We start from the raw sequence: 22688 nt of genomic DNA on the forward strand, positions 1-22688 counted from the left end.
AACCCCTAACCCCTAAACGTCAGTTGCTATAACGGGGTAACTCCCGCAACGCACTGGCTCCCCATAACCACTCACTCTTATGGACACACAACAAAAAACAGGAACGCCACCATATCCTGACATTCCTGCCCTGATTGAGAATGACGAGCGCGAATACCGCGATCCTGGTATACCTAGTACAGTGGCAGTGTTGGGTCATCCGATCCACCCATTGCTTGTGACCTTACCGATCGCTTTTCTATTGGCATTGGCTGTCACTGATGCAGTCTATTGGTTGAATAAAGACTCTTTCTGGGCAAGAGCATCTTTTTGGTTAGTAGTGGCTGGGTTTGCCACGACTTTACCAGCAGCCCTGACAGGTTTGATGGACTTCTTGAGAATCGATCGCGTGCGTAAGCGTACTGCTGGTTTGGCGCATTTGGTTCTCAACATTACTATTATTGTCTTGACGGGTATTAATCTCTTACTCCGGCTTAACAATGTAGTAGGGGCTATTTTGCCTACAGGCTTGACACTTTCACTCATTACTGCAACACTTTTAGGACTGTCCGGCTGGTATGGCGCAGAGCTAATCTATCGACATAAAATTGCTGTAATTGGCAACAGTAGCCGTTCAGAACCATAGTTAGCAAATATCTATTCTTGAGGTAAGCTAATATTTGCGATCGCCGCTTACCTTTAGTTTTGAGTCCATGTTACCGAACTCTACTCAAACCACATACATAACTATTTCAATGCTCGTCGTTTCTACGATGGGCTTTCTTTTATTGTGACCTCCTTCTCTGTTGGAAAAGAGCTGCTCTACTCTCTTAGAGCAGGCATGACTCGGCTCCATCTTTTCTTGGTGGAACTTTCCCTAGTATATATTAGGCTGTTTTTTAGGATGGTTGTGGTTGCGGCAATTAGAGACGAAAGAAAATGCATAAGAAAGTTAAAGTGACACCAAATTCCAAGCATCCAGCTATTAAAGAAGAACCTGATGGCAGTTTAACGGTTCATTTGAAATCTCCGCCCATAAATGGTAAAGCTAACCAAGAATTAATTCAACTATTAGCTAAAAAATTTGAAATCCCAAAAACTCGAATTAAAATTAAATCCGGCTTGGTATCCCGTCAAAAATTAATTGAAATTGACTTGAATTGAAATATTTAAAATCATAAATAAAAATATCCATACAAATGCAGAAACAGTTTCGTCGAAAATCTATACTTTTAATTGAAGCACTCAACAAACAGAATTTACAAAAATAATTATGCAGCAAGTATAGTCATCTTCCACCAAACAGCAAAATTAGGCGATCGCTGGCAACTAACAACTGATAACTGTACGGGCGAGTTTAGCAAATAGATGGACAGCCTTAGCGAGTAAAGCTGTGCTTCATACCTACCCCGACAATAACTGATAACTGTATTCCGTAAGATCGCGTAATCATCCTAATATTACAGAAAATTAATAGAAAAATCAGTGAATTCAAGGATGCTCGCCTAACTGACGCACAGTTAAATATAAAAGTTAAATATGTAAAACAGGGAACTTTGTAGGCTTTAACGCTATAAAAAGTTAGCCTCGCGCTAGAAACTACACGGAAGAATCACCCGATTTTTCATGCATAGGAGTATTTTTTAAATGGTTATCTCGTCCGACAATTTGCTCTTTTCTACTCACTCAAAACCAGGTACACAAGCAGAATATTCCTTAAAGAAGAAGTATCCCCAGAAGCACGACCATTACAGCTTTGATGACTACTTCCAATTTCAACCGAACACGGGCATTGTCACCGATTGGCACGACCAGCGCCATCTATTTGCCACAGAAGACTTCATCGTAGGATTAATTGAGGGATTGGAAGAAGAAGTCGGTAGCGCTTCTACAGTCTTGATGTACAACATTGGCTTCGAGTGGGGAACCAGGGATGCCAAATTCTTTCAACAGTGGTTTGAGCAGGAATATGGCAAGAACGTCAAAGAAGTCAATTCCCTGTACATGCTAGAAGCATGGTGGTGGCCCTTCACCGCTCAAGGCTGGGGCAACTGGGAAGTCGATATGAGCGACCATAAAAACGGGTTCATGTTCGTCAACATCTTCGATTCTGCCGTAGCTAGAACATTGGGCGATGTTGGTAAACCAGTTTGTCATATCTATGCGGGATTATTTGCTGGATTCTTTAGCGATCTCGTTAAAAAAACCTTGAGTTGCATTGAAATTCAGTGCTACTCAATGGGAGAAACATACTGTAAATTCCTCTTGGGTACAAAAGACCGGATTGATGCTGCTGCCTTCTGGCACAACGAAGGTGCTACAGCTCGCGATATTGAAAAGCGGCTGCGTCATGGAGAACGGTTAGGATGAGGAATCGAAATGTTTTGCTGTGCCAATCGGTACAGCAATTTTTGCACTCTTGTAACTGGGACGGACAAGAGATTGAGGATGCCGATTACCCGCAACATCAACTTAGCGAGGAATTCCTATCTTCTTGGGAATGCTTGACAGTTCAACAATTCTTGCGGCTTTGTGGATGGGAAGGAGAACAACAGCCAGCCAAGAGTGATGTGCCGATTCCAGCGCCACTACAAAATCAATCGCCGCTACAGCATTTTACTCCCATCGCCAATCCTCATGCAGCTTGGTTGCGGCTTTCCGTCAAAAAATTCTTCAGCCATTGCAATTGGCAAGGGCGACCAGTTGAGGATGTTAACTGGGGACAACTAGACCCCTATGCCCGAATGAAACAACGAGTCAGAGATTGTTTTGGGTATCTTCCTTGGGAAGGGAATCCAGAAATTGGAACTCTGCCCAAGTCTGCGACTAAGCTACCGCCACCTTTAGCTCCCGAACCGACCTTTTCAGACTTATCAGATCTATTCTAAAGCTGCAAATTTATGTACCCAGAAATCAGAGCCATACTTGATGATGCTGAAGAACGCTATCTTAGGCTAGAAGAAATAGTTGCTTTGAAGCATCATGTTTCATCCTTTGCCCAACGCTTGCAAGTTTATGAAGTGCTGCGGGATAACGAAATTGCTATTTTTCAACCGATCGCTGACCAACTGCTCGTAGCTTTTCCCCAACACAAACAAGAAACCATCGAACGCGCCTTAAAAAATTGGCTGGGAACGCTACGTTACTGTGCAATGGCAATGCTGTTGAATAATCCCATGTTTCTCCAACATCGTTTGCTGGAATGGCTGACGGACATCATTCAAGTTCACCAAACACAAGGCATTGATACAACCCTTTATCAGTTCCTCATAACTCGCCTGCCAGAAATTTTGGCTGAGGAACAAATGGCTCTGCTGCAACCGTTCTTAGCTCAAGTGGAACAAGCTGTCATGGGAACTTGTAGTGCAGCCACAGTGCCAGCATAAGTATCACTCGTCAGCATAACTCACTATCAAACAAGCAGAAGCAACAGACAAAATCATGATTACTGTCGCCGATTTAATCAAAGACGAACGCTTACCAGGAAATTATTTTGCCTTTGATGCCTACATTCAGGGTGATTTTGAATCAGGTTTGCTGGAAAATCGCCACGGCGATCGCCTCATAGCAATTCCAGACACGCTGATTCAATCGATTTACACCGCACTCAACCAAGAAACAGGTCAAGCTTCCGGTGTAGTACTTGCCAATTGCGGGCGCTGGTGGGGCAAAAATTTCTACGCTCGGTTCGTCGAACAAGTTAGCGAGTACTACTCTAAACCGATCGATCAAATGGAGATGGTTGAGTTTACTCAGTGTCTCAGACAGTGTTGGAAAGCTCATGGTTGGGGAACTTTTGAATTAGATTTGAGCTACTACCAACAAGGATTTTTAGTCGTCAAAACCCAGAATTCTCCCTACGCCAAGCAAGCACCCCAGAGCAAAAGACCAGTATGCTATTTTGAAGCAGGTATCCTCCGCGCTTTCTTCAGCCAACTGACAGGACGAGAACTTCACTGCCTGCAAACAACCTGCGAATCTCTCGGAGCTGAGTACAACCACTTTGTTCTAGGCTTAGCACAACGAATCAAACCAGCCGATGCTTGGTTAGAAGAACAGCAAGAGCATGAAATTATCATGCACCGACTCTGCAATAGTTCTAATCAATAAAGCAATTAGCAATTAGCAATTAGGAAAACATGGCAAAGACTGTCAGACTAGAACCAATCGGTGAAGAAACCTCCATTCAAACGAATGGCAACATCCTATCTGTTCTGTTAAAAAACGAACTGAATGTGTTGCATGAGTGTGGCGGTCGAGGAATGTGCGCTACCTGCCATGTTTACATCAAAAGTGGTATGGAAAGCTTATCTTCACCCAGCCGACGCGAACGGCGGACAATTGAGGTCATTACTTCTGCCAACAATCATTCTCGCCTCGCTTGTCAAGCTTTAGTGATTGGTGAAGGTGTAGTCGTTGAATTACCTGCTGGTACGTATGTCAGTGCAATTGATGATATTGAGTCTCTCATCGGCACGCGGGCAGAACAAAACATCCTTCACCCTCTAGACGGTAGAATCCTTGTGGAAGCAGGTAAGTTAGTTACCCGTTCGATGATTACTCAACTTCAAGATACTCGTACTGAGGTTTCTGAGTATATGAATCATGCCAGCGATGCTTAAGCGCTAATAGTCAAGATTTTTTATTGTCCAGGAGGAGAAAAGTTTATGTTAAGTCAGTTAGCCCGCTTAACCGTAGAAGCGGACGGTCGCTACGCTACTTCAGAAGAACTTCAGTTTCTTAAAGATTACATTGAGTCTCTTGATACTCGTGCAAGCGCATATCAAAAAATCCAAGCTGCTGAGGCAGAAGTTCTCAGTCAGTTGGAGGCAAAGTGGGCTGCTAACGAGAATTTGTTTGGGCAAGGTAACAATAAACTCAATGTTTCAACCTGCCAACGCGATCTGAAAAATATGATACGTTACACAGCCACAACTGTATTGAGTAGCGACCTCGATCGCCTGCGAGAAAGTTGTTTGCTTTGGTATCAAACTATCGTTCGTGCTTACAAATACGGACATATTGCTAACATCACATATCCATTACTAAATGAGTTGATGAAACAGTTTCTATCTGCTGAAGAAGCAGCGCTTGCATCTCCAGTTTTAGGACTCAACCAAGTGATTTTGGGTAAAACATAACTGGTAGTTGGTAATTGGTAGTTGTTAGTTATTTATCGATCGCCATTACCCATTACCCCGTTACCATTTCCTTAATTGAAAATTCAAAGTAAGTTACTATGCAAGACAATTTCACAGCACCAGCAAATAAATATCCTTGGTTAGAAAAGGTAGAAATCGCATCGGTCGTTGGTTCAATTGGTGGCGCGATCGCTTCTTTCATGCTCAACCAGGCAGCAGTTGCCGCAATTCCGCTCTCTGTAACTGTCGCGCTCAACTTAACTAATCGACGGATACTGTTAGATCATTTAAAACAACACAATTTAGCCACGATCGCTCAAGTTTTGCAAGAGCAGGTCAAAACTCAATCTAATCTAGAAAGACTGAGTGAAGAATTGGGAACATTCGAGCAACAAACAGAGAAAAAGCACGGTGAAGCGCAAGCTGGAATTAAGTTGTTAGACGAACATCTTCAGCTAACAAATAATAACTTGCAACAAGCGCGAGAAAATAGCGATCGCAGTATTGCTCAACTCCAACAGCAAGACGCAAACATTCAAAATCAGTTACAAACGCAACTAGAAACGCTCAACCAGCAGCTAGAGCAGCTCCAGCAACAAACTAATATGCTAGTACAGGAGCAAAACAACCGTTTAATGAACGAACAAGCTAAGATTGCTAGAACTGTAGATGCTTTGCGCGATATCGAGACTTGCACTCAAAGTTTGCGGATCAATCCGATTTCTGCTAATGCTTTCTTCAATCGCGGTTTGAGTTATCAACGTTTGGGCGATCGCGAAGCAGCAGTTGGCGATTTTACAGAAGCAATTCGAGTTAATCCTCAATATGCAGAAGCTTTTCAAAGTCGCGGTCTTGCCCATGCCGATCTCGGTGATAAAAAAGCGGCAGTACGGGATTTACGCGAAGCCGCCAGACTATTTTTTGAGAGCGGTGAGATTGATAAATATCAAATTGCTCGCGACCTCGGTAAGAAGTTTCACGATTTAGATTCGCCTAGTGAAGCAGAAGCGCTCACAGAGGTAGCTTACGAAAGCTCAATGGCAGGCTCGTTTGAAGATATTGCCTTAGAGTCTTTGTTCTCTTAATTTAGGTCAATTGGGAGGCGATCGCGCCGTAACGAAATCTGCCCGATCTATGTAACGTCATTTTTGTTTAGTCCAAAACTAAGCAGGACTTACGCAGTCGATCCCCCAAACCCCCTTAAAAAGGGGGGACTTTAAGCCCCCTTTTTAAGAGGGGAACCAGGGGGGATCGAGATCTCAGATTTTCTTGTGCGTAACTCCTGACTAAGGCAAAGTTGACCAAAATGAATTGGGGTTACATGACCCCAATTCTCAGTTATTTTCAATTTTTGAGCTGTCAGTCAGTGGATCGAGCCTGTTTTGGTATTTCAAGCATTTATAGAAACTCCGCTAAAAGACTAATATCTAAAATTAAAACTAGCAGATAGCAGAGCAGTCATAACAGATTTGATACAAAGCATTATATCGCTCTAATCGTTGTAACCGACACAAAAATTAAGATACTTTTTATCCTAAAAACTATGAGTGAAACTTTACCAATTTCCTCCAAATATCATATTTTAAAGCTAGTTGGACAAGGGCAATTCGGACGAGTCTACTGTGCTATTGATAAAAAAAATGGTAAAACTGTAGCACTTAAAGAACTCGACCAACAAAAGTTTCCCACGAAAAAGTTTTTACGAGAATTACATTTCTTATCTAGCTTGCAGCATCCAAATATCATTTCTTTCCAAGGTATAGAGCATATAAAAAATGCAAGATTTCTGGTTATGGACTATTGCGAAGCCGGAACTTTGCGTAATTTCATGCAAAGCGATGACTTTAATCTCATTCACGGTTTGAAATTTATTACAGATATTCTTGCTGGACTGGGACACGCACACACTCGTGGTGTCGTTCACTGCGATATTAAGCCAGAAAATATTTTAATTAGTATAGGTTCTACTAGCTACTTAGCTCGGATTTCTGATTTTGGTTTAGCAAGAGTTTGTCAAGAAATTTCTACAGATAAAATTATCTGTACTGGTTCTCCTGCATATATGGCTCCAGAAAGATTTTATGGTAAATCTTCTCCAGCGTCAGATCTTTATGCAGTTGGAGTCATGCTGTACGAGTTGGTTTTGGGTTTTCGTCCTTTTTCAGGAATGCCAGGAGAATTGATGACAGCTCACATGAATCAAGCTGTGGAAATTCCTAGCGCTGTTCCGCTCTTACTACGTTCTACAATCTCCACTGCCATGCAAAAATTCCCTAACAAGCGGTTTCCATCAGCAGCTGAGATGATGAAGTCAGTGCAATTAGCCATAGAAGTAGAAAAAGTAACGTACGGTAATATTCCTCCTCTAAATATACCTTCTAATATTCCTTCATTCTCTTACCTAAATAGTACGCAAGCCTAGTAAACTAATAAGCTAATCAATTGCGATCGCCACATTTTTTGTTTAAGAATCTACTTATTTTTTGACGACATCACGTTACCTTTACTATCAATTAATATCATGAGCTACTTAGTTAAACCTGGATTCTCGACTTGTTATTATATTCGTAAACTCTTGCTACAAAACGAAGAGGAATTGAAAACAATCTTGAGTCAAAAAGCCGGCTTTTGTTTCAACACACAAGAAACTTTAGAAAAGCTTTTAAGAGGAATTTATCTGGAAGAAACGATCGAACAACTTTTACAAACTCTTTATGCCGATACTACTGAAATTTCTACTAAAGTTGAAAAACTGGAAGTGTTAGTAGCCAATCATCAAAGAATTTCTGTAGAAAGTCCCCATAACTATCAAGGATTAGGCGAGATTAAACGCCAGATCTTATGGATATTAGGTTTTAAGCGAGTAGCTGTCAAGATTGAAGATATAGTTCAAGCCCTGGTTCAATTGAATGAATATAGTATCAATTACATAGGGCGCACGTTGACTATCAACACATGGAAATCAACTCGTCCTGATTTTGAATGGCTAAATTTATTTGAATTCGATCGGTTTGGCAAAATCACCTTTGCTGGACAAGGAAAGGATGTAGCCAATGTCGAACAACTCAATTGGTTACAAGAATGGATCGTTGGCTACGTCTGTCAAGTTGCTCAGTTCATCCGCGACTTTACAACTACAATTGAATATAAAAAAATTGGTGAATTACCGGAAGGGGTATTAATTACTCAAGTTACTTCTTACTCTCACTGGGTTGCTGCAAAACCGCGATCGGCACAAGTTTGACAGTTAACAGTTATCAGTCATCAGTGACTAGTGACAAGAATTGAATCTGATTCCACTAGTCACTAGCCACAAGCCACTCACTAAACCCCACTCCCGACTCCCGACTCCCCAACACAAAGTTATTTATTGGGAAGGAAATAAAAACGGTTTAGCTAGGACAAAACTAGCAATAGATTTAGCATCTATTGGTTGTCCGACGAGAATGGCTTGTTCAAATTCCTGGGGTGTCATGAAGACTGTTTCTATATCTTCGTCCGCATCCTGACTAGGAGGCGCATCCAAAGGAACTAAATCTTGCGCTAAAAAACTATAAATAATTTCATCAGAATAACCAGGGGCAAGAAAGAATTGTCCTAGTTTTTGCCATTTTTGAGCGCGATAGCCTGTCTCTTCCTCAATTTCTCTTTGAATCGTGTCAAACGGTTCTTCGTTTGGCTCTACAGTCCCGGCAGGGAATTCTAAAATTCTGCCTTGTGTGGCAAAGCGATATTGCCACAATAAAATTAATTTACCTTCTGGAGTAATAGGAACAGCTAAAGCGCCTCCCGGGTGACGGACGCATTCCCAATCGCCTTCAACTTGGTTAGGTAAACGATAGCGATTGACTTCAAAACTAAATTTACGCCCTTGGTAAAACAGGCGATGTTTGAGCAATTGTGGCGGTTCTTGCATCATGTGAGGGAGTAGGGAACAAAATTCAAAATTCACGCATTGGGACAAGCACAAGTCGCAAGTCACAAGTTGCATTTAAAATACGCACCACTTAACAACCGTCAACTGTCAACCAACTACCAACTACCAATTACCATTTTTCACTGATAACTGTTCACTGATAACTGACTCCAGTACAGTCTACAGCTTGAAGTAGCGTGGCGATCGCTTTACCAGATACAGGATCGATCCAATTGGGGGCAATTTCTGCTAATGGGACGAGAACAAAAGCGCGTTCTCTCATGCGGGGATGAGGTAGGGTAAGGTTAGGAGTATCGAGAATAAGATCGTCGTACAACAGCAGGTCAATGTCAAGCGTCCTCGCGCCCCAACGTTCTTGGCGCACGCGCCCAAATTTTGCTTCAGTTGCCAGTAGAATATCTAACAATTCCTGGGGAGACAGTTGAACCTGAAGTACTGCACAACCATTAATATAGTCTGGCTGAGGTGGTCCCACTGCTTTCGTGCGATACCAGCTAGACTTTGCTGCGATCGCAATCTCAGGCATCTCGGCTAAAGTTGCTAAAGCAGCCTCCACAATAGCCAAAGAATCACCAAGATTACTTCCCAGGGCGATCGCGCAATTAGTAATTGGTAATTGGTAATTGGTAATTGGTAGTTGGTAGTTGGTCACTGATAGCTGATAACTGACAACTGATAACTGTTTAATAGTGTGTCACTTAAGACTCAAATCTTAAACAGGGATTAAAATATGCAAGACGGTTATAGCTTTGAAATGGGATTCGTAGTAGTTACGCGCGATCGCGTTGGTGCGATCGGATTTATCCGCTATTTTGAGGAGTGAGCAACCAAAGCTGATGGAACCAGATTCAACAGGGCAAAGTCCATCTGGAAAATTTTCCGATCGCCATCATGGGCGATCTTCAGGCAGTTCCCAGAAATCGTCTATTAAATCTCGCTACAAACCCCTCTATTTTCGGTTCTGGTTTTGGTTGCTTGTGGGTTTTGGCGGCGGGCTAGCGGCATTGAGTAGTGTTTGGTTATCTATAGAGGGTAGTCTACCACCAGCCAATGAACTATTGGCTACTGTGCGGAGTCAAACCCTAACGATCGCGGCTGGAGATGGCACAATTTTACAGCAGCAAGGACCTGCAACTAGAGAACCGTTGAAAATAGAGCAAATTCCCAAACCTCTAGTTCAAGCTTTTATTGCTTCGGAAGACAGGCGCTTTTATCAACATCGCGGTTTCGATCGCCAGGGAATTTTCAGGGCAGTCTGGGCGAATTTGCGTTCGGCTAATTTGGTGGAGGGTGGTAGTACCATTACCCAACAATTGGCACGAATTCTCTTTTTAAATCAAGAGCGGAGTTTGTGGCGCAAACTGAAAGAGATCCGCGTTGCCATGAAGATTGAGGAGAATTTAAGTAAAGACCAAATTTTAGAGCGTTATCTCAACTCAGTTTATTTGGGACAAGGGGCTTATGGCGTAGCAGATGCGGCTTGGGTTTATTTCAGCAAGTCAGTTAACCAGCTGACACTATCTGAGATGGCAACAATTGCCGGATTAGCGCCAGCACCAAATTTTTATTCTCCTACAGTGAATAAATCGGCAGCAATTGGGCGGCGCAACATGGTATTGCAGCGGATGCAGGAGGATGGAGTCATTCATGCATCTGAGGCGATGGCAGCGAAAAATGCACCTTTAACGGTAAAAACAAGTTCTCCTAAACGGCTTCAAGCTAAAGCTTCTTACTTTACTACCTACATTCAACGAGAACTACCCAAATACGTTCCTGCGGATGTCCTTAAAGCAGGCGGACTGACTGTAGAAACTAGCCTCAATCCTAAATGGCAGCAAGCAGCGGAAGCAGTTGTGTTAAAAACTGTAACCGAGAATGGGAAATGGCAAAGATTCGGGCAAGCAGCACTAGTGGCGATCGATCCCCGTAACGGCGAAGTCAGGGCAATGGTAGGGGGGACGGATTTCGGCAAACATCAGTTCAATCGCGCTACTCAAGCCCAAAGACAACCAGGATCGACATTTAAAGGATTTGTCTATACAGCTGCGATCGCTAGCGGTCTTTCTCCTTACAAACAATACCTTGACTCTCCCTTCAAAGTCGATGGTTACGAACCGAAAAACTTCAGCGAGAGATTTCGGGGCGAAATGTCGATGCGGGATGCTCTGGCTGCTTCAATTAACGTAGTCGCAGTCAAGGTGTTAATGGATGTAGGCTTCGACCCTACAATTAAACTCGCCCAATCGATGGGAATTAAATCGCCTTTAATCCCTGCTTATTCTTTAGCTTTAGGTTCGGCAGAAGTCAATTTGTTGGAATTGAGCAGCGCCTATGGTTCTTTGGCAACTGGGGGAATGCATACAGAAGCTCATGGCATCCGGCGAATCCGCGATCGCAGTGGTAATATTATCTACGATGCTAAATTTACATCTCGGCGCGTTTTAGACCCAGACAGCGCGGCGATCGCAACTTGGATGTTAAGAAATGTCATCACTGCTGGAACTGGCGGTGCGGCAGCTTTGGTAGATCGTTCTGTTGCAGGTAAAACTGGGACATCGGATAAAGCTCGCGATTTATGGTTTGTCGGATACATTCCCCAACTTGTCACCGGAGTTTGGTTAGGAAACGATAACAATCAACCCACGGCAGGTAGTAGTAGTACAGCAGCCTATGCCTGGAATCGGTTTATGGTGCAAGCCGTGGAAGGCATGGAAGTAGAGAAATTTGCCGCTTTACCTAACTTAGACAACCGCAAACCTACGATTAAACGACAACCAGTTAAACCCAGAAGAATATCGATTGGCAAAATCACCGACCAAAATAGCGAAGGTGGTTCTCTACGCCAAGGAGAAAACTCAGAAAATTACCAACCTACCCGCAGAAGACGCAGACGCGATCGACAAAGCCAACTGCGGGGCAGTCTTTGGCGATCGCGCTTGCAGCGTCAAACCCCCGCCGATCCACAACGCTACAATCGACTCATGGATCGCTTGCGTCAAAACCGCATTCCACGCCAACCAACCCTTGACAGTGACCAGTGACCAGTTATCAGTGACCAGCTATCAGCGCTCTCTTGCCAACTACCAACTACCAATTACCAATTACCACTCCTCACTGATAACTGACGTTTAAGGAATTCGTAAGAGTCCAAAAAAACATGACGAGCTAGACTGAAGGGGAACTCTTCCTTGGAAAGTGCAGAGCTTAGCGTAGAATCTTATGGCACAGCAAAGCTTTGGTGTGATTGGACTAGCGGTAATGGGTGAAAACCTTGCCCTAAACGTCGAGCGTAATGGTTTTCCCATCGCAGTTTACAATCGCACTCCCGAAAAAACCAATGCATTCATGACAGAGCGGGCGCAGGGCAAAAATGCCGTTGCTACCTACTCTTTAGAAGAATTTGTCAATGCGCTAGAACGCCCCCGCAAGATTTTGATCATGGTTAAAGCTGGTGCGCCAGTGGATGCAGTAATTCAGCAGCTCAAACCCTTGTTGGATGAAGGCGACATTATCATTGATGGGGGCAACTCGCTGTATGACGATACGGCGCGACGCACTCGCGAATTAGAACCAGAAGGCTTCCGCTTTATCGGTATGGGCGTAAGTGGAGGTGAAGAAGGGGCATTGAATGGTCCTAGCTTAATGCCAGGGGGAACGAAAAGTTCCTACGAATATTTGTCACCGATTTTTAATAAAATTGCCGCTCAAGTAGAAGACGGTCCCTGCGTGACTTATATCGGTCCTGGGGGCGCAGGTCACTACGTCAAAATGGTTCACAATGGCATTGAGTACGGCGATATGCAGTTGATTGCCGAAGCCTACAGCCTCCTCAAAGATGGTTTGGGTTTGGATAATCGGCAACTGCACGAAATTTTTGCCGAGTGGAATACTACCGAAGAACTCGATTCCTATTTGATTGAAATCACTGCAGATATTTTCCGCTATATCGACCCCGACACCAAAAATCACTTGGTCGATATGATTCTCGATTCTGCCGGACAAAAAGGTACGGGGCGCTGGACGGTGCAAAGTGCTTTGGAGTTTGGCGTATGTATTCCCACGATTACGGCAGCGGTGAACGCGCGGATTATGTCCTCTTACAAGCAAGAGCGAGTAGCTGCATCCCAAATGTTACCCGGTCCTACAGGCACGTATCAAGGCGATCCGAAGGCATTCATCAATATGGTGCGGGATGCATTATATTGTTCTAAAATCTGCTCTTATGCTCAAGGAATGGCGCTGTTAGCGACAGCATCCAAAGAGTATTCTTATGACCTGAATTTGAGCGAAATGGCGCGGATTTGGAAAGGCGGCTGTATTATTCGCGCTAGATTTTTAGGTAAGATTCAGAGTGCTTTCATTGAAAATCCGAACTTACCCAACTTGCTGTTGGCTCCAGAGTTTAGACAAACAATTCTCGATCGCCAAGATGCATGGCGGGAAGTTTTAGCAGCGGCGGCGAAACTCGGCATTCCCGTACCTGCATTTAGTGCGTCGTTAGATTATTTTGACAGCTACAGACGCGATCGCTTGCCCCAAAACCTGACGCAAGCTCAACGCGACTACTTCGGCGCTCACACTTACGAACGTACTGACAAAGAAGGCTTCTTCCATACCGAGTGGACGAAGTTCTCTGAGGAATCGGTACAAACTTCTACCCCAGAACCGCTACAAGCAGATCAGCCAACGACTCCTCAACCAACGGGAAGTCGTTAGGAAAGATACAGGGTGCGTTATCAACGCACCCTTTAAGTATTATTGATTAAAAACCAATTCTAATCTGCACGGAATTACGGCGTGGATAGTAGTATCGTCCGTGCCTGTAGCGGCGATGATATCTTTTACCATATCTATAAGGATCGTAGAAGCGATCGTACCCATACCAATCGGGACGATAAAGTCGATAGCGCGGACGGCGATGCCAATCGCGTCTGTAGTGTCGATGATAGTCACGGTCGCGCCATCGGGAGGGAACGACAATAATTCCCGCGCGATCGCCAATCGTGACACCAAAATCTACGCCAGTTTCGGCTTTCGCGGGTGCTGCGGTGCAAATTGTCAGTAATGCAGTCAGGGCGAGGATTTTAGCTTTCATTGCCACTCACCTCAAATTTTAGCGAGGATGAGAATGCTGTTTAATTTATACTCTCAGTGTATCAGTTATTAGGGAGCAGGGAGCGCACGAGCAGAGAACAGCGATCGACAACCAACTACCAACTACCACTACTCACTTCTCCGCGACCAAATATACAATAGATAAAATCTATCTTAGGGAAGACATGATGTATGTCCCTTGCTGTTGAGTTAGATGCTGCTGAGGAAAGTACTGTAGTTAAAGTTAGGAGTGCGATCGCTCACGCAGTGGCGGGACGGTTGCGATTGCGCTTGCTCCAGCCAATCGAAGATGCAGCTTATGCTCAATTAGAGCAGCAAATTCGATCTTTAGCATTTGTTGAAAGCATTAGAGTCAATCCTACAGTGGGTTGTCTGACCATTACTTATGAAGTAACTCAGTTTGCAAGCACTCCTATCCCGCCCTTGGAATTGCTAGCAGCGATCGCACAGGTAAGCAATTTACAAATAGATTTAGGTACAAATATATCAGATAGCATGAATTCCGATCGCCAGCCTGACGCGGCTCAGTCACAGTTGAGAACATTTGGTGCAACTTTGGTTGGTGGAGCGGTAGGAGATATGTTTGGCGGCGCTATCGGTGCTACAGCGGGAGCGATCGTCATGGGACCCGCAGGTGCTATTTTGGGAGGTCAGATTGGTGTTTTTGTTGGTAGCATTATTGGCGCTCAAATTGGCGCTGAAACCGTTCATCATGTTGACCAGTTTGTATCATTAGCTAATATTCAAGGAACTGGACTAACAGCAGAAAAAATTGCTCAAACCCTGCAAAAGAGAGCAAGCGAAAAAATGGGCGAAACTACTGGGCAAATTTTTGGCGCAGTTGCGGGTAAGGTAGTTTTAGGTCCAACAGGGGCAGTTTTTGGTTCAATTTTAGGTGGAGCTATTGGCGCTCAGCTAGGAGAAGACACGGCGACTGCAACCAATCCCCAGAGATTGCCAGCAACGACTCAGCAATGGTTCGTTCAGACAACTCAAAAGTTTGTCGGTGAAACCGCAACAGTAACGGTAGGAGGGGCTGTTGGTAAAATCGTGCTTGGTTCTCCAGGTCAACAGATGGGTTTGAAGTTGGGCAAGCGCATTTCTAAAATAGTAGAGTGGGATACAACACCACACCGAGTTGTAGATATTACGCCTACGCCACAGTTATTGGGAGAAACACAAACAGGCGATCGCCAATCCTACTAAGCTGTCACATATTCAATTTGCATTATCAGGGCAATTAATGCTATTTGCCTTAGACATTTTGACTTTTGACTTTTAACTTTTGACTTGCTTTGTAGATTCAGCAGTAAGATCGGGAAGTCGCTCGACTTTTTGGCTGTGCTGGGCATTCTGATAGTTCTCCTATCTTCCTTTGTCTTATCTTTCCACAACATCACCGTTCGAGTTCTATTTGCAGAGCATCTCGTTCTCGGTTTATTTCTTTTGGGTGGATACGTTAAACCCGATTTGCCTCATTCGTTCTTGCTGATGTTCATGCGAATGCTGTTAGTGGTTCCACTCATGGCATTTCTCGCACCCAAGTTGTACCCGTCTGCATGGAAAGAATGCCAAAACTTATTCCACCGCGATCGCCGCGATGTTCTGGTGCAGGCATTTGGCTGTGGAGTATTGATGTTTGTCTATGTTGCCTCACTCTACGTTGCCATTGGGTTGATTCCAACTGGCATCGCCATGACGCTATTTTTCACCTATCCCATATTCACAGCACTATTAGCTTGGCAATTTTTTGGCGATCGCCCAACACTGTTTCGCTGGGTCGTTATGGGCATCATTTTAGTAGGTAGTGCCTTTACAATTCCTCAATCTACGCCTACTCAGAATAGTTATGCAATTGCGATCGGCATTCTTGCCAGCGTCGGCTCTGGAGTTGTTTATGCTCTTTATACAGTCATTGCCCAAAAATGCTTTGAAAAACTGCATCCCATTCCCTTCACCTGGATCAGTTTTGCTACCACGCTGCTATTTTCTGGCATGAGTCTGTTATTTTGGCAACTCCCCTATACCAATCTTGCCTGGACACCTTTATGGATTGGCGGCATATTTTCAGGGTTAGTGAGTTTTCTCGGACACATTTTGAATAATATTGGTATTCGCTCGATTGGTGCAACCGCTGCCTCTATAATTGGTTCTAGCAGTCCGGCATTGACAGCATTAGTTGCTTGGCTAATAATTCACGAAACCTTAAATACAGTTCAAATTTTAGGGATTGGTATTGTCACGTTGGGTATTGCTTTGTTGAGTGGTGAACGAGCTTTAATTAAGCGATCGCATCACCCTAACTGAAATTAAACATTATCAAAACTACTAATAACGGGAAACCCTTCCGAATCTGATGTCCGATTGCCCGATCGCAGAGAAAAAAGCGTTCGCATTCCCGCTGCCTTAGCTGCTTTTAGTTCTGCCGTCACATCTGAAATAAACAGAATTTGTGTTGGTAACACTCCGATCGCTTGAGCAATCTTGCGATAACTTTCTGCCTCTTTTTTTGAGCCAGTTTCAGTATCAAAATAACCGCTCAAAAACCGAGTTAAATCGCCTGCTTCAGAATATTGAAATAACAATTTTTGTGCTTGAACGCTACCTGACGAAAAGATATACAATCGCTTACCCTCACGAATCCAACGTTCAAATGAAGGTTTAACATCGGGAAAAAGTTGCGATCGCAGCGTTCCATCTCGATAACCGCTTTCCCAAATTTTCCCCTGTAACGATTTGAGTCCGGTAGATTTGCGATCGGTTGCTATTAAATAATGAATGTAAGGTACGGCGGCGGTTGCTGAATTATCCACCCATTCAGGTACATTCAACCCCTGAGCAAAATCGGCTGCATACTCTTGCCGCAATCGCTCTAAATCTGCTTGTACTGCACTTTCCTGAAAATGAGTTTGCAAAAATGCTTCTACCTGCTTTTGAGCAAAAGGAAACAACACGCCGAAAACGTAATCAATCGGGGTTGTGGTTCCTTCAATATCGAGCAAAATAATATCTGCACGAGCAGAATAGCGATCGGGCATGGTTACACAGAAATAATTACATGCATCAACCCGATCCAGTATACATATAGGGAATACAGATATGGCAGTCCTACCTAATTTATGAAACTCAAGCTTTTTTAGCTACTCCCTGCTATATTTGCTAACACACCCTTTTCGTTACAATGAGAATATCTGTTGCAATACTTCTCTATGAGTCAACCTACTGCATCGATCAACACCAAACTCATTGACTCTCTGGCTCAAATTATCCTTTCCCTCACCGACGAGGAGCGCCAACTTCTGGCGCAAAAAATTCAACATTCACCGTTGTCTGAGGAAGAGCATCAACATAAAAAAGAAGCTTTACAACGAGATATTACTTTGGGTGTGGAACAACTCAAGAACGGCGACTACACCGAGTATAACGATTCCTCACTACCCAACTTATTTGAAAATATTAAGAGACGCGCTAAACAAAGACTTGAGCAGGAGCCAGCTCAGTGAATCGCTTCCGTCTTTCACAACAGGCAGAACAAGACTTGGAAGATATCTGGGTTTATCTAGCACGACAGAATGAACTTTTAGCGGACAAACAGATTGCCCAAATATTAGACCGATTCCCTATGTTATCTCAATTTCCTGATATGGGTAAACAGCGTAACAATTTACTCCCTGGACTTCGGAGCTTTCCCGTTCAGCCCTACATCGTTTTTTATACTAAAATTGCGGATGGCATCGAAATTGTTAGAGTCTTGCACCAATTTAGAGATATTGACAGCCAGTTGTCGTAATTTGGCGATCGCATTAGTAGAATGAGCAGCGCCTTCTACATTAATTAAATCAGTAACTTACTACAGGAGTGCCAGTAGCTACCAGAGAAAAGTATGGTTGTTAAACATCAAGCTACTATTCCACGCTTAACTGAAGGTAGTATCGAACAGTTACGCAAGAGAGGATTACCTGAATGCAACACTGATGAAGAAATAGCATTAGCAATGGGAATCAGCGTCGAAAAGCTGCATTTTTTAGCTGGCGATCGCTCTATATCTTCTACTTCACTTTATTCCCGCTTTCAGATTTCCAAAAAAACAGGTGCAGCGAGAACAATTACTGCACCAACGCCCGAACTAAAAGCTGCTCAAAGATGGATTTTAAAGCATATTTTAGATAAGATAGAAATTCACGATGCAGCTCATGGTTTTTGTCGCGATCGCTCTATTGTTACCAATGCCACACCGCATGTAGGTAGAGATGTAATAGTAAAACTCGATCTACAAAACTTTTTTCAATTAATTACATATAAACGTGTCAAAGAATTATTTCATGGTTTTGGTTATTCTGAAACTGCGGCAACAATTTTTGGATTAATCTGTACGATCGCGACAACAAATAATAGTAATAAAACGAGCTGTAAAAATATAGAAAAACGTCACTTACCTGAAGGTGCGCCAACCAGCCCTGCTATTTCAAATCTGGTTTGCGATCGCCTCGATACGCATTTAACTAAACTTGCCAATAATCTTGGATTTCGCTATACACGTTATGCCGACGATCTAACATTTTCTTGTTATGGAGCAGCTCATAAAGTAGATAAATTAATTCAAGAAAGTAAATCGATCGTTACTCAAGAAAGCTTTACAGTTAATTCTGATAAAACTCAAGTTTTAAGCAAATCTGTACAACAAATAGTCACGGGTATTGTGGTAAACCAACAATTAAATCTATCTCGAAAAACGTTGAAAGCTTTCCGAGCTACTTTGTATCAAATCGAACGAGAAGGTTTATCAGGTAAAAAATGGGGGAATTCAAATAATTTAATTGCTACAATTACTGGGTTTGCTAACTACGTAGCAATGGTTAACCCCAGCAAAGGCGCAGAATTTTTAGCATCAGTAGAACGGATTAAACAGAAATGCGATCGCTCCTAAGTTGTGAATAAAATATACAACTTGAGTAATTTCTCGCTTGCTATTTGCGGTTGTTGTGTTAAATTTATACCGAAGTAGTTGTAAAGTTACAAAGCTGTAGTACGGGTTCTGCATACCCGACTGGTACGCTGACTCATAGTATAAGCGTATACCGCAAAGTACTTTAGCTATTGCACCGTTTGATTAGCTCAGTTGGTAAGAGCGCCTGCTGTATGCGGGATGACCCAGGTTCAAATCCTGTATCAAACCCCCGAAAGTTAGCTCATTTGGTTAGAGCAATCGGTGTATCGCCGATTGGTAGCAGGTTCGATTCCTGTACTTTCTCCAAAATCCCCTCGTCCTGGGTACGGACACCTTGTTAGGGACAAGGCAATTTAACGGATACAGGTTAGGCGAAGTCTAACGCTGGACGTGTTTGTTTGATGAGTTCGTGAATTACTCTGTCATGCAGGTGTTTTATTGCAGTTCAGGAGCCAGCGCAAATGTAATTCTCTCTAACTTGAGTATGTCCTTCGTTTTCCCAATCCGATTCTCTACAGAGACTCTGGCACAGGCAAATCGAACGGCGTATTTGAGCGTTGTTGGCTTTGGTTGAATTACCTTCGGGTGTTCTGGCAAGGTTACAGCACTCTTCATCCAGTTTTGGAGAATCTTTTGCCCGCACCAAGATTGTTAACCCCTGTACTGGCAGAGTAAAACATATTTTTGTATTATATGTAGTATACCGAAATTATCTTGCTAAGGGTTGTAAGCTCCTGGTTAGTAGCTAAAGCTGCCAAAAAGACGAATGTTCTTATCTAATCTTCTCCGGCGGGTACAGTTGCCCAAATTATCGATTCAAATTTCTATGTGGAAAACCTTTTACATCAAGCCTAACGAAATCGGAATTTTATATTACCGCAGCGATTTTAAGAAGATTTTACAGCCAGGAACTTACACTTATTTGGGTCGCCACTGGCAAGTCAAAACTTATGACTTGAACCAGCCAGAAGTTAAGATTGAAAATTTAGAATTATTGCTCAGAACCCACGAAGCCGAATTACAAGAGCATCTATTAATTATTAGAACAGCATTTAACCAAGCTGCTTTAGTACGCTGCGGTCAAACCTGGATAAGTGTCATGCCAAATCAACTACGTGCTTTTTGGCGTGGCTTTATTGAGGTAGAATCTCATATTTTCAATTTAGAAGAAAGTCTAGAATTACCTGCTGAATTTGTTCAGCAATTGCGCGGACTTGCCATAAACGGATTGAAAAAATTCCAAATTTCAGAGTATGAAATTGGCTTGCTATACGTTCAAAATAACTTTATTAGACCTCTAGAACAAGGGGAATATGCTTTTTGGACTGTAAATCGGGATGTTGCACTAAGAACTCTCAGCCGGATCGTACCTAACCCAGACTTTCCACTAGAAGATGTAATGATTGAACAACATCCTGAGTTTGTTTCAGCCTATTGCGAAGTCGTACAATTACAAGATCGACAAGTAGCAATTGTCCGGTATTTGGGTAAAGTTATTGCTATTTTGCCACCTACAAGCCGCAAGTTATTTTGGCGCGGTGTGGAATTGGAAATGATCGATATTAGTAGCAATGCTAAATTATCGCCTAATTTAGTAGCAGAATTGTTGGCAGGTTCTAAAGAAGTTCTATTACTAAGCCATAACAGTTTGCACGTTCGAGAAGTACCCGCGCAGCACGTTGGTTTATTGTATGTAAATCAAGAATTTCAAGCTTTACTAGAGCCAGGAATACATGCTTGGTGGTTGTATGGACGCTCCTTTCAAACTGAAGTGATTGACATGCGTTTGCAAAATATCGAGGTATCCGGTCAAGATATTCTATCAAAAGATAAAGTTCCTCTACGCTTGAACTTAACTGCTGGTTTTCGCATTCAAGATCCGCTGAGAGCAAAAAATGGTTTATCAGATATTTCTAGTTTCTTGTATAAAGAATTACAGTTTGCTTTACGTGCAGCAGTTGGCGAACAAACTTTGGATGCACTATTAGAAAATAAAGGTGCGATCGATCGCAGTGTTGCTGAATACATTCGTAGCAAAACCGCAGACTATGGAATTGAAGTTGATTCTGTCGGGGTGAAAGATATAATTTTACCTGGCGAGATTAAGACAATATTGAGCAAGGTAGTAGAAGCGGAAAAAGCTGCTCAAGCAAACGTAGTTAGACGCAGAGAAGAAACCGCAGCTACTCGCAGTATGTTAAATACTGCAAAAGTGATGGAAGATAACCCTGTTGCTTTGCGTTTGAAAGAATTGGAGGTATTAGAACGAATTGCAGAAAAGATCGATCGCATTCAAGTTAATGGCAGTTTAGATAGTATTTTGACCGAATTAATTCAGATTAATCGGCAATAACCATATTACTGTAGGGGCGGGTTCACTAGAAATTTCCATACACATATGAAGAACTCTATTAACCCGCCCTCATATGATTTGGGATCAACCGATCGCCAGAATTAATAATAAAATTTAGCAATTTTTTGGGCGATCGCACCCCATTTAGAATTTTGAGTCACAGCTGCCCAATAAGCAAAGCCGCGAATTGCCATGTTGTGATCGACGGCTTTCACCTTGCCAGTTCGTCCGGTTTCCTGCCCTGCGGTGCGAGTATTGCCCTGAGTGCTAATTTCTCCTGAAGCTAAAACTCTGGTTTGCTGCCATGCTAAGGCTTTCTCAATCGCTGTTTTTACTTTTGGCGTGAGGGGATCGTCTGGAAAGTAAGTCACCCACCGCTGAGCATACACTACACCTACCATTTGATAACTACTATCATGCCCGCCTTTTTCTGGATTAATCCCATTTGGACGCTGTAAAGTTAAGCCTTCCTGAAGTGACTGACGGGCATATTTCATCAACTCTGCATCCCCAGTTAGTTTGCTGGTTAACCCCAAGGCTACTGCAACTGCATATCGGCGATGGGTGTAAGGCTGGTTGCGTTTAATTCCCTGTTTCCAGACATCTTGAGAAATCATCCAACGGGCAGCATGTCTAACCAAAGGCTTGTAACGCGATACTTGTGCTGCATACTTATTTGCTTGGGGAGACTGCTGGATGACTAAGAGACTATGGGCAACTGCTTGTACAAAGAACGAAGTACTATGGAAAGGATCGCCTGTTCCCTTAAAACTACCGTCCGCAGCCTGTTGCTTGAATCCCCAGTCAAACATTCTGAATCCCGCTTGGATGGCTTTAGGATTGTTGCTGACTAACCCACCAATCACCAATCCTTCACCGTAGCGTTGCGCTTCAATATACCATTTGTTTGTCCGATGACGCTCCCAGTCGATGTTGGTACTATGCGCCCCACTCGGTGATATAGCATTATATGACTTAGAAAGGCGACGGTAGAGAGAATTGCTAATGAGATTGGATGACTCGTAGTGAAAGTCTGTACGCTTTCTATTTCTCTGAGTTGGGGGAGTTGAAATCGGACGTTTAGCAACATCAAATTGAGATATGCGATCGCGTGTATCTGTCAAAATTAATGGAGAGGCGATCGCTTTTTCCCCAATTTGTACTGAGAATAGTAATAGCATCGCCAACAAACTGCGTACTTTCACTTCCTACTCC

The 22688-nt window shown here is 43.2% G+C and carries 26 protein-coding genes and 2 tRNA genes; 22 read left to right on the forward strand and 6 right to left on the reverse strand.

All coding sequences use genetic code 11. The features are described from left to right. The first annotated feature begins 79 nt into the window (after positions 1-79). From CHRO_RS01660 to CHRO_RS01710, 12 genes are all read left to right on the forward strand, one after another. On the forward strand, positions 80-625 hold the full coding sequence (locus CHRO_RS01660) for a DUF2231 domain-containing protein (RefSeq protein WP_015152438.1): 546 nt from the start codon (positions 80-82) through the stop codon (positions 623-625). Positions 626-918: 293 nt separating this feature from the next. Continuing rightward, on the forward strand, positions 919-1143 hold the full coding sequence (locus CHRO_RS01665) for a DUF167 domain-containing protein (protein ID WP_015152439.1): 225 nt from the start codon (positions 919-921) through the stop codon (positions 1141-1143). A gap of 72 nt (positions 1144-1215) precedes the next feature. Further along, the gene (locus CHRO_RS34135; RefSeq protein WP_256498657.1) at positions 1216-1347 is read left to right on the forward strand and encodes a hypothetical protein; all 132 of its coding nucleotides are present in this window, start codon (positions 1216-1218) and stop codon (positions 1345-1347) included. Between the two features lie 279 nt (positions 1348-1626). Continuing rightward, positions 1627-2349, forward strand: coding sequence for a V4R domain-containing protein (locus tag CHRO_RS01670; protein ID WP_015152440.1), 723 nt, complete (start codon positions 1627-1629; stop codon positions 2347-2349). Beyond that, positions 2346-2867 (forward strand): hypothetical protein, encoded by a 522-nt coding sequence (locus CHRO_RS29345; protein WP_015152441.1) that lies wholly within the window; start codon positions 2346-2348, stop codon positions 2865-2867. The genes CHRO_RS01670 and CHRO_RS29345 overlap by 4 nt, the downstream gene beginning before the upstream one ends. 12 nt (positions 2868-2879) lie before the next feature. Then, complete coding sequence (locus CHRO_RS01680) at positions 2880-3365, forward strand: globin family protein (protein ID WP_015152442.1); 486 nt, start codon at positions 2880-2882, stop codon at positions 3363-3365. A 55-nt stretch (positions 3366-3420) separates the two neighbouring features. Further along, positions 3421-4089 carry a V4R domain-containing protein gene (locus tag CHRO_RS01685; RefSeq protein ID WP_015152443.1) on the forward strand — a complete coding sequence of 223 codons (669 nt, stop codon included), beginning with the start codon at positions 3421-3423 and terminating at the stop codon, positions 4087-4089. A 29-nt stretch (positions 4090-4118) separates the two neighbouring features. Further along, complete coding sequence (locus tag CHRO_RS01690) at positions 4119-4601, forward strand: 2Fe-2S iron-sulfur cluster-binding protein (protein ID WP_015152444.1); 483 nt, start codon at positions 4119-4121, stop codon at positions 4599-4601. 45 nt (positions 4602-4646) lie between these two features. Continuing rightward, positions 4647-5120 (forward strand): globin family protein, encoded by a 474-nt coding sequence (locus CHRO_RS01695; protein ID WP_015152445.1) that lies wholly within the window; start codon positions 4647-4649, stop codon positions 5118-5120. 98 nt (positions 5121-5218) lie between these two features. Next, positions 5219-6205 carry a tetratricopeptide repeat protein gene (locus tag CHRO_RS29350; RefSeq protein WP_015152446.1) on the forward strand — a complete coding sequence of 329 codons (987 nt, stop codon included), beginning with the start codon at positions 5219-5221 and terminating at the stop codon, positions 6203-6205. A gap of 458 nt (positions 6206-6663) precedes the next feature. Continuing rightward, the gene (locus tag CHRO_RS01705; RefSeq protein WP_015152447.1) at positions 6664-7542 is read left to right on the forward strand and encodes a serine/threonine-protein kinase; all 879 of its coding nucleotides are present in this window, start codon (positions 6664-6666) and stop codon (positions 7540-7542) included. A 186-nt stretch (positions 7543-7728) separates the two neighbouring features. Continuing rightward, positions 7729-8364 (forward strand): hypothetical protein, encoded by a 636-nt coding sequence (locus CHRO_RS01710; protein ID WP_127024597.1) that lies wholly within the window; start codon positions 7729-7731, stop codon positions 8362-8364. 123 nt (positions 8365-8487) lie between these two features. Here CHRO_RS01710 and CHRO_RS01715 read toward each other — a convergent pair whose 3' ends face one another. Further along, positions 8488-9039 (reverse strand): NUDIX hydrolase, encoded by a 552-nt coding sequence (locus CHRO_RS01715; protein WP_015152449.1) that lies wholly within the window; start codon positions 9037-9039, stop codon positions 8488-8490. Between the two features lie 151 nt (positions 9040-9190). After that, positions 9191-9709 carry a 2-amino-4-hydroxy-6-hydroxymethyldihydropteridine diphosphokinase gene (gene folK, locus CHRO_RS01720; protein ID WP_015152450.1) on the reverse strand — a complete coding sequence of 173 codons (519 nt, stop codon included), beginning with the start codon at positions 9707-9709 and terminating at the stop codon, positions 9191-9193. 184 nt (positions 9710-9893) lie between these two features. On the opposite strand from folK, the gene CHRO_RS01725 reads away from it, so the two are divergent. Together CHRO_RS01725 and gndA are read left to right on the forward strand one after the other, a co-directional pair. Next, the gene (locus CHRO_RS01725) at positions 9894-12098 is read left to right on the forward strand and encodes a transglycosylase domain-containing protein (protein WP_015152452.1); all 2205 of its coding nucleotides are present in this window, start codon (positions 9894-9896) and stop codon (positions 12096-12098) included. A 178-nt stretch (positions 12099-12276) separates the two neighbouring features. Continuing rightward, positions 12277-13773 carry an NADP-dependent phosphogluconate dehydrogenase gene (gndA, locus tag CHRO_RS01730; protein WP_015152453.1) on the forward strand — a complete coding sequence of 499 codons (1497 nt, stop codon included), beginning with the start codon at positions 12277-12279 and terminating at the stop codon, positions 13771-13773. A 46-nt stretch (positions 13774-13819) separates the two neighbouring features. Here gndA and CHRO_RS01735 read toward each other — a convergent pair whose 3' ends face one another. Next, positions 13820-14152: a hypothetical protein gene (locus tag CHRO_RS01735; RefSeq protein ID WP_015152454.1), complete on the reverse strand. Its 333-nt coding sequence runs from the start codon at positions 14150-14152 to the stop codon at positions 13820-13822. Between the two features lie 191 nt (positions 14153-14343). Here CHRO_RS01735 and CHRO_RS29355 point away from each other — a divergent pair, with 191 nt between their 5' ends. Both CHRO_RS29355 and CHRO_RS01745 read left to right on the forward strand, forming a co-directional pair. Next, on the forward strand, positions 14344-15378 hold the full coding sequence (locus CHRO_RS29355) for a hypothetical protein (protein ID WP_015152455.1): 1035 nt from the start codon (positions 14344-14346) through the stop codon (positions 15376-15378). A gap of 135 nt (positions 15379-15513) precedes the next feature. Then, positions 15514-16479: a DMT family transporter gene (locus CHRO_RS01745; protein ID WP_015152456.1), complete on the forward strand. Its 966-nt coding sequence runs from the start codon at positions 15514-15516 to the stop codon at positions 16477-16479. Between the two features lie 2 nt (positions 16480-16481). On the opposite strand, the gene mtnC is transcribed toward CHRO_RS01745, so the two are convergent. Then, entirely contained in the window at positions 16482-17210 is a 729-nt protein-coding gene (gene mtnC / locus CHRO_RS01750) for an acireductone synthase (RefSeq protein WP_015152457.1), read from the reverse strand. Positions 17211-17381: 171 nt separating this feature from the next. Here mtnC and CHRO_RS01755 point away from each other — a divergent pair, with 171 nt between their 5' ends. From CHRO_RS01755 to CHRO_RS01775, 5 genes are all read left to right on the forward strand, one after another. Then, a complete protein-coding gene (locus tag CHRO_RS01755; RefSeq protein ID WP_015152458.1) occupies positions 17382-17675 on the forward strand; it encodes a hypothetical protein in 294 nt (97 codons plus the stop codon). Further along, positions 17672-17962, forward strand: coding sequence for a type II toxin-antitoxin system RelE/ParE family toxin (locus tag CHRO_RS01760; protein WP_015152459.1), 291 nt, complete (start codon positions 17672-17674; stop codon positions 17960-17962). Before CHRO_RS01755 ends, CHRO_RS01760 begins: the two co-directional genes overlap by 4 nt. Positions 17963-18055: 93 nt before the next feature. Beyond that, positions 18056-19099 carry a reverse transcriptase family protein gene (locus CHRO_RS01765; protein ID WP_015152460.1) on the forward strand — a complete coding sequence of 348 codons (1044 nt, stop codon included), beginning with the start codon at positions 18056-18058 and terminating at the stop codon, positions 19097-19099. A 177-nt stretch (positions 19100-19276) separates the two neighbouring features. Then, positions 19277-19348, forward strand: a tRNA-Tyr gene (locus CHRO_RS01770). A 2-nt stretch (positions 19349-19350) separates the two neighbouring features. Then, positions 19351-19424, forward strand: a tRNA-Ile gene (locus CHRO_RS01775). A 131-nt stretch (positions 19425-19555) separates the two neighbouring features. Here the strand turns inward: CHRO_RS01775 and CHRO_RS01780 are convergent. Continuing rightward, positions 19556-19735 (reverse strand): hypothetical protein, encoded by a 180-nt coding sequence (locus CHRO_RS01780; RefSeq protein WP_041462319.1) that lies wholly within the window; start codon positions 19733-19735, stop codon positions 19556-19558. A gap of 211 nt (positions 19736-19946) precedes the next feature. On the opposite strand from CHRO_RS01780, the gene CHRO_RS01785 reads away from it, so the two are divergent. Continuing rightward, the gene (locus CHRO_RS01785; RefSeq protein ID WP_041462710.1) at positions 19947-21473 is read left to right on the forward strand and encodes a slipin family protein; all 1527 of its coding nucleotides are present in this window, start codon (positions 19947-19949) and stop codon (positions 21471-21473) included. A gap of 101 nt (positions 21474-21574) precedes the next feature. Here CHRO_RS01785 and CHRO_RS01790 read toward each other — a convergent pair whose 3' ends face one another. Further along, positions 21575-22678: a hypothetical protein gene (locus CHRO_RS01790; protein WP_015152462.1), complete on the reverse strand. Its 1104-nt coding sequence runs from the start codon at positions 22676-22678 to the stop codon at positions 21575-21577. Positions 22679-22688 lie beyond the last annotated feature (10 nt).

Origin of the sequence: Chroococcidiopsis thermalis PCC 7203 (assembly GCF_000317125.1) — a bacterium.
GTDB lineage: Bacteria > Cyanobacteriota > Cyanobacteriia > Cyanobacteriales > Chroococcidiopsidaceae > Chroococcidiopsis > Chroococcidiopsis thermalis.

What these genes read in the sequence shown, in the direction of transcription:
- CHRO_RS01680 (WP_015152442.1), top strand. Translation starts at nt 2,880, where the DNA reads ATGTACCCAGAAATCAGAGCCATACTTGATGATGCTGAAGAACGCTAT.
- CHRO_RS01755 (WP_015152458.1), top strand. Translation starts at nt 17,382, where the DNA reads ATGAGTCAACCTACTGCATCGATCAACACCAAACTCATTGACTCTCTG.
- CHRO_RS29350 (WP_015152446.1), top strand. Translation starts at nt 5,219, where the DNA reads ATGCAAGACAATTTCACAGCACCAGCAAATAAATATCCTTGGTTAGAA.
- CHRO_RS01780 (WP_041462319.1), bottom strand. Translation starts at nt 19,735, where the DNA reads ATGAAGAGTGCTGTAACCTTGCCAGAACACCCGAAGGTAATTCAACCA.
- CHRO_RS01690 (WP_015152444.1), top strand. Translation starts at nt 4,119, where the DNA reads ATGGCAAAGACTGTCAGACTAGAACCAATCGGTGAAGAAACCTCCATT.
- CHRO_RS01660 (WP_015152438.1), top strand. Translation starts at nt 80, where the DNA reads ATGGACACACAACAAAAAACAGGAACGCCACCATATCCTGACATTCCT.
- CHRO_RS01715 (WP_015152449.1), bottom strand. Translation starts at nt 9,039, where the DNA reads ATGATGCAAGAACCGCCACAATTGCTCAAACATCGCCTGTTTTACCAA.
- CHRO_RS01785 (WP_041462710.1), top strand. Translation starts at nt 19,947, where the DNA reads ATGTGGAAAACCTTTTACATCAAGCCTAACGAAATCGGAATTTTATAT.
- CHRO_RS01670 (WP_015152440.1), top strand. Translation starts at nt 1,627, where the DNA reads ATGGTTATCTCGTCCGACAATTTGCTCTTTTCTACTCACTCAAAACCA.
- mtnC (WP_015152457.1), bottom strand. Translation starts at nt 17,210, where the DNA reads ATGCCCGATCGCTATTCTGCTCGTGCAGATATTATTTTGCTCGATATT.
- CHRO_RS01735 (WP_015152454.1), bottom strand. Translation starts at nt 14,152, where the DNA reads ATGAAAGCTAAAATCCTCGCCCTGACTGCATTACTGACAATTTGCACC.
- CHRO_RS01695 (WP_015152445.1), top strand. Translation starts at nt 4,647, where the DNA reads ATGTTAAGTCAGTTAGCCCGCTTAACCGTAGAAGCGGACGGTCGCTAC.
- CHRO_RS01725 (WP_015152452.1), top strand. Translation starts at nt 9,894, where the DNA reads ATGGAACCAGATTCAACAGGGCAAAGTCCATCTGGAAAATTTTCCGAT.
- CHRO_RS01665 (WP_015152439.1), top strand. Translation starts at nt 919, where the DNA reads ATGCATAAGAAAGTTAAAGTGACACCAAATTCCAAGCATCCAGCTATT.
- CHRO_RS01765 (WP_015152460.1), top strand. Translation starts at nt 18,056, where the DNA reads ATGGTTGTTAAACATCAAGCTACTATTCCACGCTTAACTGAAGGTAGT.
- CHRO_RS29345 (WP_015152441.1), top strand. Translation starts at nt 2,346, where the DNA reads ATGAGGAATCGAAATGTTTTGCTGTGCCAATCGGTACAGCAATTTTTG.
- gndA (WP_015152453.1), top strand. Translation starts at nt 12,277, where the DNA reads ATGGCACAGCAAAGCTTTGGTGTGATTGGACTAGCGGTAATGGGTGAA.
- CHRO_RS01685 (WP_015152443.1), top strand. Translation starts at nt 3,421, where the DNA reads ATGATTACTGTCGCCGATTTAATCAAAGACGAACGCTTACCAGGAAAT.
- CHRO_RS01705 (WP_015152447.1), top strand. Translation starts at nt 6,664, where the DNA reads ATGAGTGAAACTTTACCAATTTCCTCCAAATATCATATTTTAAAGCTA.
- CHRO_RS29355 (WP_015152455.1), top strand. Translation starts at nt 14,344, where the DNA reads ATGTCCCTTGCTGTTGAGTTAGATGCTGCTGAGGAAAGTACTGTAGTT.